11 protein-coding genes are annotated in these 13908 nt (G+C 64.1%); 3 read left to right on the forward strand and 8 right to left on the reverse strand.

Going from position 1 to position 13908, the window contains the following annotated elements; translation table 11 throughout:
* Positions 1 to 26: 26 nt before the first annotated feature.
* Positions 27 to 1007 carry a bifunctional riboflavin kinase/FAD synthetase gene (locus tag B5M41_RS16335; protein ID WP_134648961.1) on the reverse strand — a complete coding sequence of 327 codons (981 nt, stop codon included), beginning with the start codon at positions 1005 to 1007 and terminating at the stop codon, positions 27 to 29.
* 19 nt (positions 1008 to 1026) lie between these two features.
* The gene (locus B5M41_RS16340; protein WP_134648962.1) at positions 1027 to 1875 is read right to left on the reverse strand and encodes a TIGR01459 family HAD-type hydrolase; all 849 of its coding nucleotides are present in this window, start codon (positions 1873 to 1875) and stop codon (positions 1027 to 1029) included.
* Between the two features lie 318 nt (positions 1876 to 2193).
* Between B5M41_RS16340 and groES the strand changes: the two genes are divergently transcribed.
* From groES to B5M41_RS16355, 3 genes are all read left to right on the forward strand, one after another.
* Positions 2194 to 2490 carry a co-chaperone GroES gene (groES, locus tag B5M41_RS16345; protein WP_134648963.1) on the forward strand — a complete coding sequence of 99 codons (297 nt, stop codon included), beginning with the start codon at positions 2194 to 2196 and terminating at the stop codon, positions 2488 to 2490.
* 53 nt (positions 2491 to 2543) lie between these two features.
* Positions 2544 to 4184: a chaperonin GroEL gene (gene groL, locus B5M41_RS16350; protein WP_134648964.1), complete on the forward strand. Its 1641-nt coding sequence runs from the start codon at positions 2544 to 2546 to the stop codon at positions 4182 to 4184.
* Positions 4185 to 4773: 589 nt separating this feature from the next.
* The gene (locus B5M41_RS16355) at positions 4774 to 5220 is read left to right on the forward strand and encodes a hypothetical protein (protein ID WP_134648965.1); all 447 of its coding nucleotides are present in this window, start codon (positions 4774 to 4776) and stop codon (positions 5218 to 5220) included.
* Between the two features lie 9 nt (positions 5221 to 5229).
* Here B5M41_RS16355 and B5M41_RS16360 read toward each other — a convergent pair whose 3' ends face one another.
* The 6 genes from B5M41_RS16360 to hisS form a co-directional block, all read right to left on the reverse strand.
* Positions 5230 to 8028 carry a bifunctional diguanylate cyclase/phosphodiesterase gene (locus B5M41_RS16360; protein ID WP_134648966.1) on the reverse strand — a complete coding sequence of 933 codons (2799 nt, stop codon included), beginning with the start codon at positions 8026 to 8028 and terminating at the stop codon, positions 5230 to 5232.
* A gap of 187 nt (positions 8029 to 8215) precedes the next feature.
* Positions 8216 to 9433, reverse strand: a complete 1218-nt coding sequence (locus B5M41_RS16365; protein WP_134648967.1) for an NAD(P)/FAD-dependent oxidoreductase — start codon at positions 9431 to 9433, stop codon at positions 8216 to 8218.
* A 91-nt stretch (positions 9434 to 9524) separates the two neighbouring features.
* Positions 9525 to 10232: a glutathione binding-like protein gene (locus tag B5M41_RS16370; RefSeq protein WP_134648968.1), complete on the reverse strand. Its 708-nt coding sequence runs from the start codon at positions 10230 to 10232 to the stop codon at positions 9525 to 9527.
* Between the two features lie 103 nt (positions 10233 to 10335).
* Positions 10336 to 11031: an ATP phosphoribosyltransferase gene (hisG, locus tag B5M41_RS16375; RefSeq protein WP_134648969.1), complete on the reverse strand. Its 696-nt coding sequence runs from the start codon at positions 11029 to 11031 to the stop codon at positions 10336 to 10338.
* Complete coding sequence (locus tag B5M41_RS16380) at positions 11028 to 12161, reverse strand: ATP phosphoribosyltransferase regulatory subunit (RefSeq protein ID WP_134648970.1); 1134 nt, start codon at positions 12159 to 12161, stop codon at positions 11028 to 11030. Before B5M41_RS16380 ends, hisG begins: the two co-directional genes overlap by 4 nt.
* Before the next feature lie 194 nt (positions 12162 to 12355).
* Positions 12356 to 13870, reverse strand: a complete 1515-nt coding sequence (gene hisS, locus B5M41_RS16385) for a histidine--tRNA ligase (protein WP_134648971.1) — start codon at positions 13868 to 13870, stop codon at positions 12356 to 12358.
* Positions 13871 to 13908: the final 38 nt, after the last annotated feature.

Below are 13908 nucleotides of genomic sequence, written 5' to 3' on the forward strand. Positions count from 1 at the left end.
TTGGAGGGCGGTGCTAGATCGCCACCTCAGAAACAGAGACGCTGGTCGATGTCCCCGAGCGGGCGCACGCCGGAGAGAAGCGCGCGCGCTTCTTCCTCGTCGCGCTTCATCTGCACGACGAGCGCGTCGAGACCGTCGAATTTCAGTTCGTCGCGCAGGTGGCCGAAGAAGGAGACGGCGGAGATTTCGCCGTAGAGATCGCCGGAGAAGTCGAAGAGGAAGGTTTCGAGCAGCGGCGCGCCGTTCGATGTGACGGTCGGGCGGCGGCCGTAGCTTGCGACGCCGTCATGCAGGCTGCCGTCGGGACGGCGGAAGCGCACGGCGTAGATGCCGTTGCGCAGTTCCACTTCCGGCGGAAGCGCCATGTTGGCAGTGGGGTAGCCGAGGGTGCGGCCGAGTTTCTTGCCGTCGATGACCTCGGCCTCGACGGTGTAGCGGTAGCCGAGCAGGCCGGCGGCTTCAGAAACGGCGCCCTCGCCGAGCAGGGAGCGGATGACGCTGGAGGAGATGACCGAGGCGTTCTCATCGCGGAAGGCATCGACCAGCGTCACGCCGAAACCGTTGTCCTGTCCGGCGGCCATCAGGAAGGCGGGGCCGCCTTCCCTGCCCTTGCCGAAATGGAAATCGAAGCCGGTGACGACCTCCGAGGCGTGCAGCCATTCGAGCAGGACGGCGCCGATGAAATCGTGCGCCGACATTTCCGAGAAGGTGCGGTCGAACGGATATTCGATGACGGCGGAAAAGCCCATGCCCTCCAGGATACGGGCCTTGAGGGGGGCGGGCGTCAAGCGGAAAACGGGCGTGTCCGGCCGGAAGATCGTGCGCGGATGCGGCTCGAAGGTGAGCACCAGAGCCGGGATGCCGCGGCTTTTGGCAATGTCCAGCGCCCGTTGCAGCACGGCCTGGTGGCCGCGGTGCACGCCGTCGAAATTGCCGATGGCGATGACCCCGCCGCGCAGATGCTCCGGCAGCGGCTGTTTCGTCTCGTTCCTGTGAAATACCGTCATGACGACCGTCTCCGTCCCGTCACTGTAGCCGGGGCATCCACCATTTCGGGTGGGCCCGTTCCTGATCCAGGAAGGCAGCGAGCTTCGCCTCGTCGGTGCGGCCGCCTTCGACATAATGCTGGGCGTGGATGCCGCCGGATATGTAGAGCACATCCAGGCCATAGGCCTCGGCGCCGCGCACATCCGTCGGCATGCCGTCGCCCACGGCAATGACCCGCGACAGGTCGACGTCGCCGCGCACGTCGCGCGCCTCGGCGATCGCCTTGTCGTAGATCGGGCGGTGCGGCTTTCCGGCAATCTCCGTCGTGCAGCCGAGCTCCTCATAGGCTTTGGCGAGTGCGCCGGCGCAGACGATGAGCCTGTGGCCGCGCTCGACGACGAGATCCGGGTTGGCGCAGATGAAAGGCAGCTTGCGGGCGGCCAGTGCCGCGAGTTCCTCGCGGTAATCCTCGACGGTTTCCGTGTCGTCCTCGCGCAGGCCCGCGCAGACGACGATACCGGCCTCGTCCATGCCGACAGGCTCGACGTCAAGACCATCGAGCAACGGCAGGTCCTTCTCGGCGCCGATGAAATAGACCTTCCTGGGCCCCTTGGCGATCAGCGCGCGGGTCACGTCACCGGAGGTGACGATGCGGTCATAGGCATCGTCACGCACGCCCAGTCCGCGGATCTGCACCTTCACGCCGGGATGGGGGCGCGGCGAATTGGTGATGAGAACGACGGTCATGCCGGCGGCACGGGCTTCGGCAAGCGCTTCGGACGCGTAGGAAAAGGCCTCCACCCCGTTGTGCAGCACGCCCCAGACGTCGCAGAGCATCACGTCGTAGCGGTCGGCGATGTCGCGGATGGATTGGATGCGCTGGGCCATGAGGGGAGTTCCGTATCGAAATCAGGCCCGCGTGACATCGCAAAGCGACGCCAAGAAAACAAGTCTCTCCCTGCAATTTTGGCGCATCCACAGACAAAGTTGCGAAAATTCACACGCGTGCCTTGATGGCGTGGCAGGAGGTTCCCATCTGCCGGCCGCGGCGACCGCCCATGGCAAAGAATTTTGCAAGCGCGGTTCTTGACTCGAGAGAAAGCCCCCCTTATCTCGGAGCCGCTAGCACTCTCCAACGATGAGTGCTAACAATAATCCATCGGACCCGTTCGGGTCCGCAATGTCATTTGATCGAGGGATTAGACAATGGCAAGCACCACCTTCCGCCCGCTTCACGACCGCGTCGTCGTTCGTCGCGTCGAATCCGAAGCCAAGACCAAGGGCGGCATCATCATTCCGGATACCGCCAAGGAAAAGCCGCAGGAAGGCGAAATCGTCGCTGTCGGCACCGGCGCTCGTGACGAGTCCGGCAAGGTTATCCCGCTGGATGTCAAGGCTGGCGACCGCGTCCTGTTCGGCAAGTGGTCGGGCACCGAAGTCAAGCTCGACGGCGAAGACCTTCTGATCATGAAGGAAGCCGACATCATGGGCATCATCGGCTGATCAGCCGGTAACCCGTTCCGCAATTCGCTGATATCAATTCAGGAGTCCTCACAATGGCAGCCAAAGAAGTCAAATTCGGCCGCACCGCGCGCGAAAAGATGCTGCGTGGCGTCGACGTTCTCGCAGACGCAGTCAAGGTGACGCTCGGCCCGAAGGGTCGCAACGTCGTCATCGACAAGTCCTTCGGCGCACCGCGCATCACCAAGGACGGCGTTTCCGTCGCCAAGGAAATCGAACTGGACGACAAGTTCGAGAACATGGGCGCCCAGCTCGTTCGCGAAGTCGCTTCCAAGACCAACGACATCGCCGGCGACGGCACGACGACTGCAACCGTTCTTGCCCAGGCTATCGTTCGCGAAGGCCACAAGGCCGTTGCCGCCGGCATGAACCCGATGGACCTGAAGCGCGGCATCGATCTCGCCGTCGCCGAAGTCGTCAAGGATCTCCAGGCCAAGGCCAAGAAGATCAACACCTCGGAAGAAGTTGCCCAGGTCGGCACGATCTCCGCGAACGGCGACAAGCAGGTCGGTCTCGACATTGCCGAAGCCATGCAGAAGGTCGGCAACGAAGGCGTCATCACGGTTGAAGAAGCCAAGACCGCCGAAACCGAACTCGAAGTCGTCGAAGGCATGCAGTTCGACCGCGGCTACCTGTCGCCCTACTTCGTGACCAACCCGGAAAAGATGGTCGCCGACCTCGAAGACGCTTACATTCTCCTCCACGAGAAGAAGCTCTCGAACCTCCAGGCCATGCTCCCGGTTCTCGAAGCCGTCGTCCAGACCGGCAAGCCGCTGGTCATCATCGCTGAAGACGTCGAAGGCGAAGCCCTTGCTACGCTCGTCGTCAACAAGCTGCGTGGCGGCCTCAAGATCGCTGCCGTCAAGGCTCCGGGCTTCGGCGACCGCCGCAAGGCCATGCTGGAAGACATCGCCATCCTGACGGGCGGCACGGTCATCTCCGAAGACCTCGGCATCAAGCTCGAAAACGTAACGCTCGACATGCTCGGCCGTTCGAAGAAGGTTTCGATCTCCAAGGAAAACACGACGATCGTCGACGGTGCCGGCCAGAAGGCTGAAATCGAAGGCCGCGTCGCGCAGATCAAGGCCCAGATCGAAGAAACCACCTCCGACTACGACCGCGAGAAGCTGCAGGAACGCCTTGCCAAGCTCGCCGGCGGCGTTGCTGTCATCCGCGTTGGCGGTTCGACGGAAGTCGAAGTGAAGGAAAAGAAGGACCGCATCGACGACGCCCTCAACGCGACGCGCGCTGCCGTTCAGGAAGGCATCGTACCGGGCGGCGGCGTAGCCCTGCTCCGCTCTTCCACGAAGATCTCCGCCAAGGGCGAGAACGCAGACCAGGAAGCCGGCATCAACATCATCCGCCGCGCCCTCCAGGCCCTCGTTCGCCAGATCGCTGACAACGCAGGTGACGAAGCCTCCATCGTCGTCGGCAAGATCCTCGAAAAGAACGAAGACAACTACGGCTACAACGCCCAGACCGGCGAATACGGCGACCTGATTGCGCTCGGCATCGTCGACCCGGTCAAGGTTGTCCGCACCGCTCTGCAGAACGCCGCTTCGGTTGCCTCGCTGCTGATCACGACGGAAGCCATGATCGCCGAACTGCCGAAGAAGGATGCTCCGGCCGGCATGCCTGGCGGCATGGGCGGCATGGGCGGCATGGACATGATGTGATAGGCGAAAGCCTATTGCAGCGTGACCATCAAGCTTCGCCCATGCACTAAAGTCGGTTCAGCGCGTCAAGCGCGCTGAACTGGCGGCATGGACATGATGTGATAGGCGAAAGCCTTCACATCTGAGCCAACCGGTTCAGTTACGAAAGGGCGGTCTTCGGGCCGCCCTTTTTGTTTTGCCGCGCCCGGACCTGCATCGTTTCCGGAAGAAGAATTTTTCCGTCCGTACAATAATTTTCAAAAAGCCGTTGATGGCTCTAAAAAACCAACTATAAAGGCGCCCCAAGTGAGCTTTAAAGATTCACAGGGGGGCCTAAGGCGCTGAAAACCCGGTATCATTGCTTCCGGTAATCCGCCTGCGACTATCCCCACGGCATTACGAAACCGCCATGGCCTTGACGGAGAGGCAGCGACGGTCTTCTCCGCATACGTCCGACCCGATATGCACAGCGGCGCCGGATGCAGTTCAGTTCATAGAGAAGTGTGGCGGCCAGCTTCGGGGAGCTCGTCGATGCACGCTTTTAGCATGTCGTGCGGCGCAATCGCCCATGGCATCTCGGTCAAATTCGAGCAACTGCCTGAGGTCGTAGGTGTTCAAGATAATCAAGACTGATCTCTCGTCGCCCTTTCTGCCGGGTTCGATGGAATTCGACGAGACGGACAATGAGCTCCTCACCCAATATTGCGTGACGGAGCGCTGGACGGGCGATCTCTCCAACGGTCTCTTCACGCTCGGCGAGAAGGCGACGCTGGCGCACGGCATGACGGAGCGGACCTGCGGGCTGCTCAACCTCATCCGGTGCTACGAACCGCTGGATCGCACCCGCGTGCTGGAGCTGTTCGAGCAGGCAGCCGCCTCCTCGTCTTCCTTCTGCTTTTCCACGACCATTCATCTGGATGGCACGCCGCGCCAGCCGGTGTTCTGCGTCGGCGAATCGACGGGGCTGGAAGAGAAATACGCCGGCACGATCATCGGCGTCTTCATCTTCCCCCGCTTCCAGATCGACCTTGCCGGCCGACGCTTCAAGCGGCAGTAGGCGAAACGGCTACGCCGCTTGGCTCGCCTTGCGGGCCGCGCGGATGCGCTCCATCGGCATCGGGCGCCCGAGGAAATAACCCTGCGCCTCGTCGCAGCCCTCGTCGAGCAGGATATCGAGCTGGTTGCGCGTCTCCACGCCTTCCGCCAGCACCGGGACGCGCAGCGTGTGGCCAAGCGCCAGGATGGCGCGGATGATGGCCTTGGCTTCGGGGCTCGACTCCACCTCGCTCATGAAACTGCGGTCGAGCTTGATCTTGTCGAAGGGGAAGGAACGCAGCGTTTCCAGGGACGAATAGCCGGTTCCAAAGTCGTCGATGGCGATGGTAACGCCGAAAGCCTTGATCCGGCGCAGCGTTTCGAGCGCCCGTTCCTTGTCGCCGATGATGGTCGATTCCGTGATTTCCAGCTCCAGGCGGCGTGGATCGAGGCCGGTTTCCTGCAGCACGCGCTGCACGAGGTCGGCGACATCGGCATTGCCGAGCTGGACCGGCGAGAGATTGACAGCGATCTTGTGCGCATTTTCCCAGCTGGCCGCCTCGCGGCAGGCTTCGCGCAACACCCATTCGCCGATCGGCAGGATGGCGCCGCATTCCTCGGCGATCGGAATGAAATCCGACGGCGGGATGGTGCCGCGGACCGGATGGTGCCAGCGCAGCAGAACCTCGTAACCGAGCGTCTCACCGGTATGGACGGCCTTCTGGACCTGATAGTGCAGTTCCAGCTCATCGCGCCTGACAGCCTGCCACAGGTCGTTTGCGATCAGGCGACGGCGCCGGGCTGCCTCGTCCATCGATACCTCGTAGAAGCAGACGGTCTGGGTCAGCGCCTCCTTCGCCCTGTACATGGCGAGGTCGGCGTTGTTGAGCAATACGCCGATATTGTCGGCGTCCTGGGGATAGATGGCGACGCCTAGGCTGGCGCCCGGCCGGATATCGTAGCCATCGATGCGGATCTGTTCGCTGAGGCACGTTTCCAGGCGCTGGATGAAGCCGGTCAGTTCCGTCATGTCCTCGAAGCGCTTGGAGGCGGCGAATTCATCCCCACCCAACCGCGCGATGGTCTCGTTGGCGCCAAGGCTCGCCTGCATGCGGCGCGAGAGCGTCGCCAGCACTTCGTCGCCCGCGGCATGGCCGCGCGTATCGTTGATCTCCTTGAACTTGTCGAGGTCGATGGCGATGACCGCCACCTTGCCACCGGACCGGCGGGCGGACAGCAGATCGGCCTCGAGCCGGTCGTTGAAGCTCGCGCGATTGGGCAGGCCCGTCAGGCTGTCATGACGCGCCAGGAAGGAGATCTGCTCTTCGGAACGCAGGCGCTCGGACACGTCCTCATAGGTCGCGACCCACGAACCGTCGGGCAGGATGCGATGATAGAGCTGCACGGAGACGCCTCTGGAGAATTTCTCGACGATGGCATCGACCTCGCGCGTCTGGAGCGCAGCGCGGCGGCGCGCATAGATATCCCGCGCCCTTGCCTGCCGCGCTTCCGGATCGGAGAGGAAGCCCGCAACGCCGAGGTCGATGATTTCCCGAAGGGTCATGCCGGGCTTGATACCGCCTTCGGGAAAGCCGAAGATTTCGCTGTAGCGCCGGTTGGCGAGCAGCAGACGCTCGTCCTTGTCGAACAGGCAGAGCCCCTGCGACATGTTCTCCAGCGCCAGGTCGAGGTTTTTCGTCACCTCCGCCAGACGGTCGGCATCGGCCTTGTCCTGCGTGATGTCCTTGGTGATGTTGGCATAGCCGACAAGATCGCCGCTCGTGTCATGGATCGGGTCCATCACCGTGTTGGCCCAGAAACGGGATCCGTCCTTGCGGTAGCACCAGCCCTCGGTCTCGAACTTTCCCTGCTCGCGCGCGATGCGCAGGGCGCGCTCGGGCTCGCCCGCCGCACGATCTTCGGCGCTGTAGAAGCGTGAAAAGTGCTGGCCGACGATCTCGCCGGCCGTAAAGCCCATCTTGCGTTCGGCGCCGTCGTTCCAGTTCGCCACCCGCCCGTCTGCGTCCAGCATGTAGATGGCGTAATCCTTCACGCCCTGCAGAAGCATGGAGAAGCGGCGCGTGTTCTCGCTCGCGGTCATCTCGGCCTGGCGGGCGAAAACGGCAGCCGTCAGTCCCGCGACGAGCAGCGAGAAAGCAACGATCGCAATAAGGGGCACCATGATGCCCGTCGACAGCATTGTCTGGCCGTTCACCGGCATGAGGCCGGGTTCGATGCGCACGGCGGCCATGGCCGTGAAATGCAGCGAAACGACGCCGAGCGCGATCAGGCTGGTGGCCAGCGCGCGGTCGCGCGCACGCGGTGCCGGCCGCAAGCAGCAGATCAGTCCCAGTGTGCTGAAGAGCGCGGCGCTGACGACCGAAGCGGCGACATAGGTCTTGTCGAAGAAAAGCGTGCCCGGCAGTTCCACCGCCGACATGCCGATATAGTGCATGGAGGTGACGCCCGCGGCAAGCAGCAGGCCGCCGGCGAGCACCGCGCTCAGGCCCGAGACATAGGTCGCGACGCCAAGCCCCGCGGCCGTCACCACGATGGCGACGCCCAGGGAAACAAGCGTCGGCTCCATGAGAAAGCCCATCTCCATGCCGGGATCGTAGGCCAGCATGGCGATGAAGTGGGTAGCCCAGATGCCGAAGCCGCTGGAAGCGCCCGCCGCACCGAGCCAGAGCATCCGCGCCGCGCCGCCGGAGGCGAGTGCGCGCTGTGTGAGCACCACCGCGACGTAGCAGGACAGGAAGCAGATGAGAGCGGCGAGCAGGACGAGACGAAGGTCGTGCTCAACGGTCAGGCAGGTCAGGATATACAGCATGAAGACGGTTACCGGGTGGGGCTATGTGACCGCTAAAAACGCCGTCAATCCTGAAGAATCGATAAACCCTTCACGTTACGGAAGCCGGCTATCGGGTTCCATCTTCCGTCATACTTAATAGATTTCGAAAATATGCAACCGCGTGCGAGGGCGCCCTGCGCGCAGCACAACCATCGGGGCTAAAGCCTTAGAGAGTCAAGGCCTTGAGGTCGGTCGCCGGGTCTTCCAGCGTTGCGCGCTCGGGGGTGCGCCCCATCTCGATCAGCTTCTTGCCGACGACATAGGCCTTGGCATCGTTGACCGCATCGACCGCGATCAGCCGCCCCTGCCGGAAGTACCAGACGGAAACGCTGCCTTCTCGCTGGCCGGGGCGCACGAACGTGTCGTCGAAGCCGGCGCAGAAGCCGGCGATCTGGAGCTTCACATCATACTGGTCGGACCAGAACCAGGGCTTGGGCTCATAGGGCGCATCGCCGCCGGCGATGACGGCAGCTGCCGCCTCGGCCTGGTCGACCGCGTTCTGCACCGATTCGAGCCGGACGCGGTTTCCTTCGAAGGGCAGGACCGCGCAGTCGCCCATGGCGAAGATGGCGGGGTCGGAGGTGCGGGCGTGTTCATCCACCACGATGCCGTTGGCCACCTCCAGCCCGGCGGCGCGCGCGAGCTGGTCGTTTGCCGTAACACCGATGCCGGCGATCACCACATCGGCCGGCAGCACGAAACCGTCGGTCAGTTCCGCGCCGGTGACACGGCCGTTCTCGCCAAGCAGGCGTACCAGGCCGGTCTTCTCGCGCACATCGACACCACGGGCGTGATGGATGGCCTTGAGGATCGTCGCCGTCGCGGGCGACGCGACGCGGGCAAGGACGCGCTCGGCCATTTCGATGACAGTGACATGCAGCCCCCTGCCCCGCGCGACGGCGGCCGCTTCCAGGCCGATGTAACCGCCGCCAATGACAAGCGCCCGGCGGCCTTCCTGCATTTCCAGACCGAGACGGTCGGCATCGCGATAGTCGCGTACGGTAAACACGCCTTCCAGGTCGCCGCCGATCTCGGCGGGCAGGCGGCGCGGCGTGGCGCCCGTGGCGAGCGCGAGGAAGGCGTAATGCAGCGTCGAGCCATCGCTGAGCGCGACGGTCTTGGCCGCCCGATCGATCGCCGTCACCTCCGTCGACAGGCGGATTTCGACATTGTTTTCGGGATACCAGTTCTCCGGGCGGAACATGAGGCGGGAAAGGTCCGCCTCGCCGAGCAGATACTTCTTGGAGAGCGGAGGCCGCTGGTAGGGATGGCTTGCCTCAGCCGCGACGATGGTGATCGGCCGCTCGTCCTTCAGCGCACGCAGTTTGGCAACGAGCGCAAAGGCGGCCTGACCGCCGCCCACAACAACCAGTCTTCCCGTCACGATGTTTCCGTCCCGCTCTTGTTTTCCGAGAGGTAGCCCGTCGTACCCGGTGGCGTCAACAGGCGCCGCGCCACCGGTTTTTGCGTTCGCGTCAGGCGCTTGCCGGGATTTCAAGACCCTTGGCGGAGGCCGGGCGGGCGACGCAACGCTCGATCCATGCACGGACGGAGGGGAAGCCCGCATAGTCGAGCGCCTCGCTGCCGCCGTAGAAGATGTCGGCGCCGCGCACCCAGGGGAAGGTGGTGATATCGGCGATGGTGTATTCGTCGCCCATGATCCACTGGCGGTCCTTGAGACGGGCTTCCAGCACGGCGATCAGGCGCTTGGACTCGTCGCGGTAGCGTTCCATCGGATAGGCGTTGTTCGCGACCTTGTCGGCGGCATATTTGAAGAAATGGCCGAACTGGCCCAGCATCGGGCCCACACCCGCCATCTGGAACATCACCCAGCACAGCGTTTCATAGCGTCCGGCGGCATCGGCCGGGATGAGCTTTCCGGTCTTCTCGGCGAGATAGACGAGGATGGCGCCGGATTCGAAGAGGCCGATCGGCTTGCCGTCCGGGCCGTTCGGGTCGATGATCGCGGGAATGCGGCCGTTCGGGTTCAGCGAAATGAACTCCGGCGATTTCACGCCATCCGGGCCGAACTCGATGCGATGGGCCTCATAGGGAAGGCCGAGCTCTTCAAGCGCGATCGAGACCTTCACACCATTTGGCGTGGGCAGCGAATAGAGCTGGATGATATCGGGGTTCTTGGCGGGCCACTTCTTGGTGATCGGGAAGGCGGAAAGGTCGGACATGAACGGCTCCTTGGACACGGGAGCTCATAGATAGGACAGGTGGACGGGCGATGTCAGGGTGGCCTCGACAAAATTCCGGTGGAAGCCGAAAGGCCCCTGCCCGTCAGAGCGCCCCACGCACCGCGTCGATGATCTCAGCCACAACCGGATTGCCCTCATGCTCGGGCTTGCGGGCGCGCACGAGGCAGGCTTCCGATTTCAGGATCACGCCATCGGACAGGATCTTGAGGTGGTTGGCGACCAGCGTCGACCCGGTCGAGGTGATATCGACGATGATATCAGCCGAGCCGGAGGCCGGTGCGCCCTCCGTGGCGCCGAGGCTTTCGACGATGCGGTAGAGCTGGATGCCGTGATTGCCGGAGAAGAACTGCTGCGTGAGACGCCAGTACTTGGTGGCGATCGTCAGGCGGCGGCCGTGGCGGGCGCGGAAATCGGCCGCGACATCGCCGAGATCGGCCATGGTATCGACATCGAGCCAGATTTCCGGCACGGCGACGACCACATCGGCATGGCCGAAGCCAAGGCGGGCGCAGAATTCGACGCGGGCATCGGCCTCCGCCAGCCCTTCGCGGACCAGATCCTCACCGGTCACGCCGAAGTCGACGGTGCCGTTGGCGATCTCGCGCGAGATTTCCGAGGCGGAGAGAAAGGCGATCTCGATATCGTCGCGCCCTTCGACGCGGCCGCGATAGGACCGATCGTTGCCGACGGCGACAACGGAGAACCCCGCGCGGGCGAGAATGGCGGACGAATCCTCCTTCATGCGCCCCTTGGAGGGAAGGCCGATGGTGATGGTCATGCCGCAGCTTCCTTCACGCTTGCGATGCGGTCGAGCCAAAGCGAGAAGCCGACGGCGGGAATACGCTCCCTGGCGCCGAGCAGCGTCAGCAGCCGGTCGAAGCGCCCGCCACCGGCAAGAACCAGCGGATCGCGCTCAGGCGTGATCTCGAAGACGAGGCCGGTATAGTAGTCGAGCGGGCGGCCGAAGGCGGCGCGATAGATCACGGCGGACGGGTCCACCCCGGCCTCGCGCAAGGCGGCAACGCGGCTTTCGAAGCGGGCGAGCGCCTCCCCGAGTGACAGGCCGGCCTTCTCGGCGAAAGCGGCGAGTGCCCGCGGAGCGTCCGCAAGGCTCAATTCCAGCGCCAGGAATTCCCGAAGCAGCGCCAGCGTGCGCGCATCAAGACGCGTGCTCGCCAGTTCCATCTTCTCGCGCAGGCGGCGCGCGATATCGGCGGGGCTGCGGCTGGCATTGGTGGAATAGCCGGTCGCTTCCATCGTCGCGTCGATATGGGCGATCAGCGTCGCCTCGTCGTCGAGCTTGCCGAGAATGGCGAGGCGTTCGACTTCGGGACCGAAAATGCCCGACGGGGCGGGATTGGAGAGCGTATCCATCAACCGTTGCAGCTGCGTCTGGTTGCCGAAGGCGTGGACCAGCCGCTTCTGCCAGCCGGCCGGCAGGCCGCAGGCGGCGACCACCGCTTCGAACACCGACTGGTCCCCGAGCACCACGGACAGGGAGACGCCCGGCAGGCGGTTGGTCAGCACGGCAATGGCGTCGCCGACGGCACGGGCATCGGCGCGCGCCACATCCGGCTCGCCAAGATCCTCGATGCCGGCCTGGTAGAATTCGTTCGATCCCTCGCGGCGCTGGCGGAAGACCTCGCCGAGATAGGCATAGCGCCTCGGTGTGCCGGTCGCCGTCTCGATATGGCGCAGGCACACGGGAATGGTGAATTCGGGGCGCAGGCACAGGCTCTTGCCCGTCTCGCTCTCCGTCATGAAGATGCGCCGGCGCAGGTCCTCGCCGGCCATGTCGAGGAAAGGCTCCGCCGGCTGGATGACCGGCGTATCGACACGCTCGGTACCGCGTGCTTCCAGATCGGCGACGAGGTCGGGGGCGAAGGCGGGCAGGTTGATCAAAGGCATGGGAAAAGCTCCGGCCGCGGGGAAGTATACCCCCCTCCGGCCTGCCGGCGGCACGCACCCCTCATCCGGCCCTTCGGGCCACCTTCTCCCCGAGGGGAGAAGGGGAAACGCGAGACCGCAACACCTCCCTTCTCCCCTCGGGGAGAAGGTGCCGGCAGGCGGATGAGGGGGGCATGCAGCACGACGTTCATCGTTCAGCCGGCCCGCGCCCGGTCTTCGGCCTGCGCCTCGAGGATTTCCCGGACCTTGGCGACCAGTTCGGCCTCCGGCACGGACACCTGGGCCACGCGTGCCTCGCGCCACGACGTGTTGTCCTCGATTTCGCCGGAGAGGCGCTTGCCCTCGATCAGGTCCTTGATCTGCACCACGCCTTCGGCGCGCTCGTCGCCGCCCTGGATGATGGCGACGGGGGCGTTGCGGCGGTCGGCATATTTCAGCTGGTTGCCGAACTTCTTCCAGTTGCCCTGGTACATTTCGGCGCGAATGCCGGCATTGCGCAGGTCCTGGGTGAAGCGCTGGTAACGGCCCATGCTCTCGACATCGCCGTCCATGACGGTGACGAGAACGGGGGCCACGACGTCATCCTGCCCGAGCTTGCCGAGGTTCTTCAGCGCCGTCATCAGGCGCGAGACGCCGATGGAGAAGCCCGTGGCCGGGACCGGCTGGCCCATGAAGCGCGACACGAGGCCATCATAACGGCCCCCGCCACCGACGGACCCGAAGACGACCTTCTCGCCCTTCTCGTTGGTGACGGCAAACTGCAGCTCGGCCTCGAAGACGGGGCCGGTATAGTATTCGAGGCCGCGAACGACGGAGGGGTCGATCTTGATGCGCTCCGGGCCGTAACCCGCAGAGGTGACGAGATGGCCGATCTGGTTCAGCTCGTCGACGCCCTCGCCGCCCTTCGCCGTGCCTTCGACCAGCTTGGCCAGATCGCCGGCACTTGCCACGTAATCCTGGATACCGACGAAGAACAGCACCTTTTCGATCTGCTCTTCGCTCAGCCCGGCGCCCTTGGTGAAGTCGCCGGACTCGTCCTTGCGGCCGGGGCCGAGCAGAAGCTTCACGCCTTCCGGTCCGAACTTGTCGAGCTTGTCGATGGCGCGCAGCACGGTCAGGCGTGCGCCTGCCTTATCATCGCCGCCGAGGCCGATGGCTTCCAGCACGCCGTCCAGAACCTTGCGGTTGTTGACGCGAATGACATAGTCGCCGCGCTTGATGCCGAGGGCTTCCATCGTGTCGGCCATCATCATGCACATCTCGGCATCCGCCTGGACGCCGGCGGCACCGACCGTGTCGGCATCGAACTGCATGAACTGGCGGAAGCGGCCCGGGCCCGGCTTCTCGTTGCGGAAGACATAGCCCGCGCGGTAGGTGCGGTAGGGCAGCTGGATCTCGTTGAAATTCTCCGCGACATGGCGGGCAAGCGGCGCCGTCAGGTCGTAGCGCAGGCTCATCCACTGCTCGTCATCGTCCTGCAACGAGAAGACGCCCTCGTTGGGGCGGTCGCTGTCGGGCAGGAACTTTCCGAGCGCATCGGTATATTCGAAGAGCGGCGTTTCAACGGGATCGAAGCCGTAGCGCTCGTAGACCTCGCTAATCTTTGCGGTCATCTCGTTGACGGCGCGGATATCCGCAGCCTCGCGGTCGACAAAGCCGCGCGGCAGGCGGGCTCTCAGCTTCTGCGGTTTCTTCTGCTTTTCGCTCATCGGGACGGCCGAAATTCCTGTATTTCCGTTGCGGTTTC

Origin of the sequence: Shinella sumterensis (assembly GCF_004514425.2) — a bacterium.
GTDB classification, from domain to species: Bacteria; Pseudomonadota; Alphaproteobacteria; order Rhizobiales; family Rhizobiaceae; genus Shinella; species Shinella sumterensis.

Excerpts from the sequence above, each read along its gene's own strand:
- B5M41_RS16335 (WP_134648961.1), bottom strand. The coding sequence starts at position 1,007 with ATGACGGTATTTCACAGGAACGAGACGAAACAGCCGCTGCCGGAGCAT.
- B5M41_RS16340 (WP_134648962.1), bottom strand. The coding sequence starts at position 1,875 with ATGGCCCAGCGCATCCAATCCATCCGCGACATCGCCGACCGCTACGAC.
- groES (WP_134648963.1), top strand. The coding sequence starts at position 2,194 with ATGGCAAGCACCACCTTCCGCCCGCTTCACGACCGCGTCGTCGTTCGT.
- groL (WP_134648964.1), top strand. The coding sequence starts at position 2,544 with ATGGCAGCCAAAGAAGTCAAATTCGGCCGCACCGCGCGCGAAAAGATG.
- B5M41_RS16360 (WP_134648966.1), bottom strand. The coding sequence starts at position 8,028 with ATGCTGTATATCCTGACCTGCCTGACCGTTGAGCACGACCTTCGTCTC.
- B5M41_RS16370 (WP_134648968.1), bottom strand. The coding sequence starts at position 10,232 with ATGTCCGACCTTTCCGCCTTCCCGATCACCAAGAAGTGGCCCGCCAAG.
- hisG (WP_134648969.1), bottom strand. The coding sequence starts at position 11,031 with ATGACCATCACCATCGGCCTTCCCTCCAAGGGGCGCATGAAGGAGGAT.
- B5M41_RS16380 (WP_134648970.1), bottom strand. The coding sequence starts at position 12,161 with ATGCCTTTGATCAACCTGCCCGCCTTCGCCCCCGACCTCGTCGCCGAT.
- hisS (WP_134648971.1), bottom strand. The coding sequence starts at position 13,870 with ATGAGCGAAAAGCAGAAGAAACCGCAGAAGCTGAGAGCCCGCCTGCCG.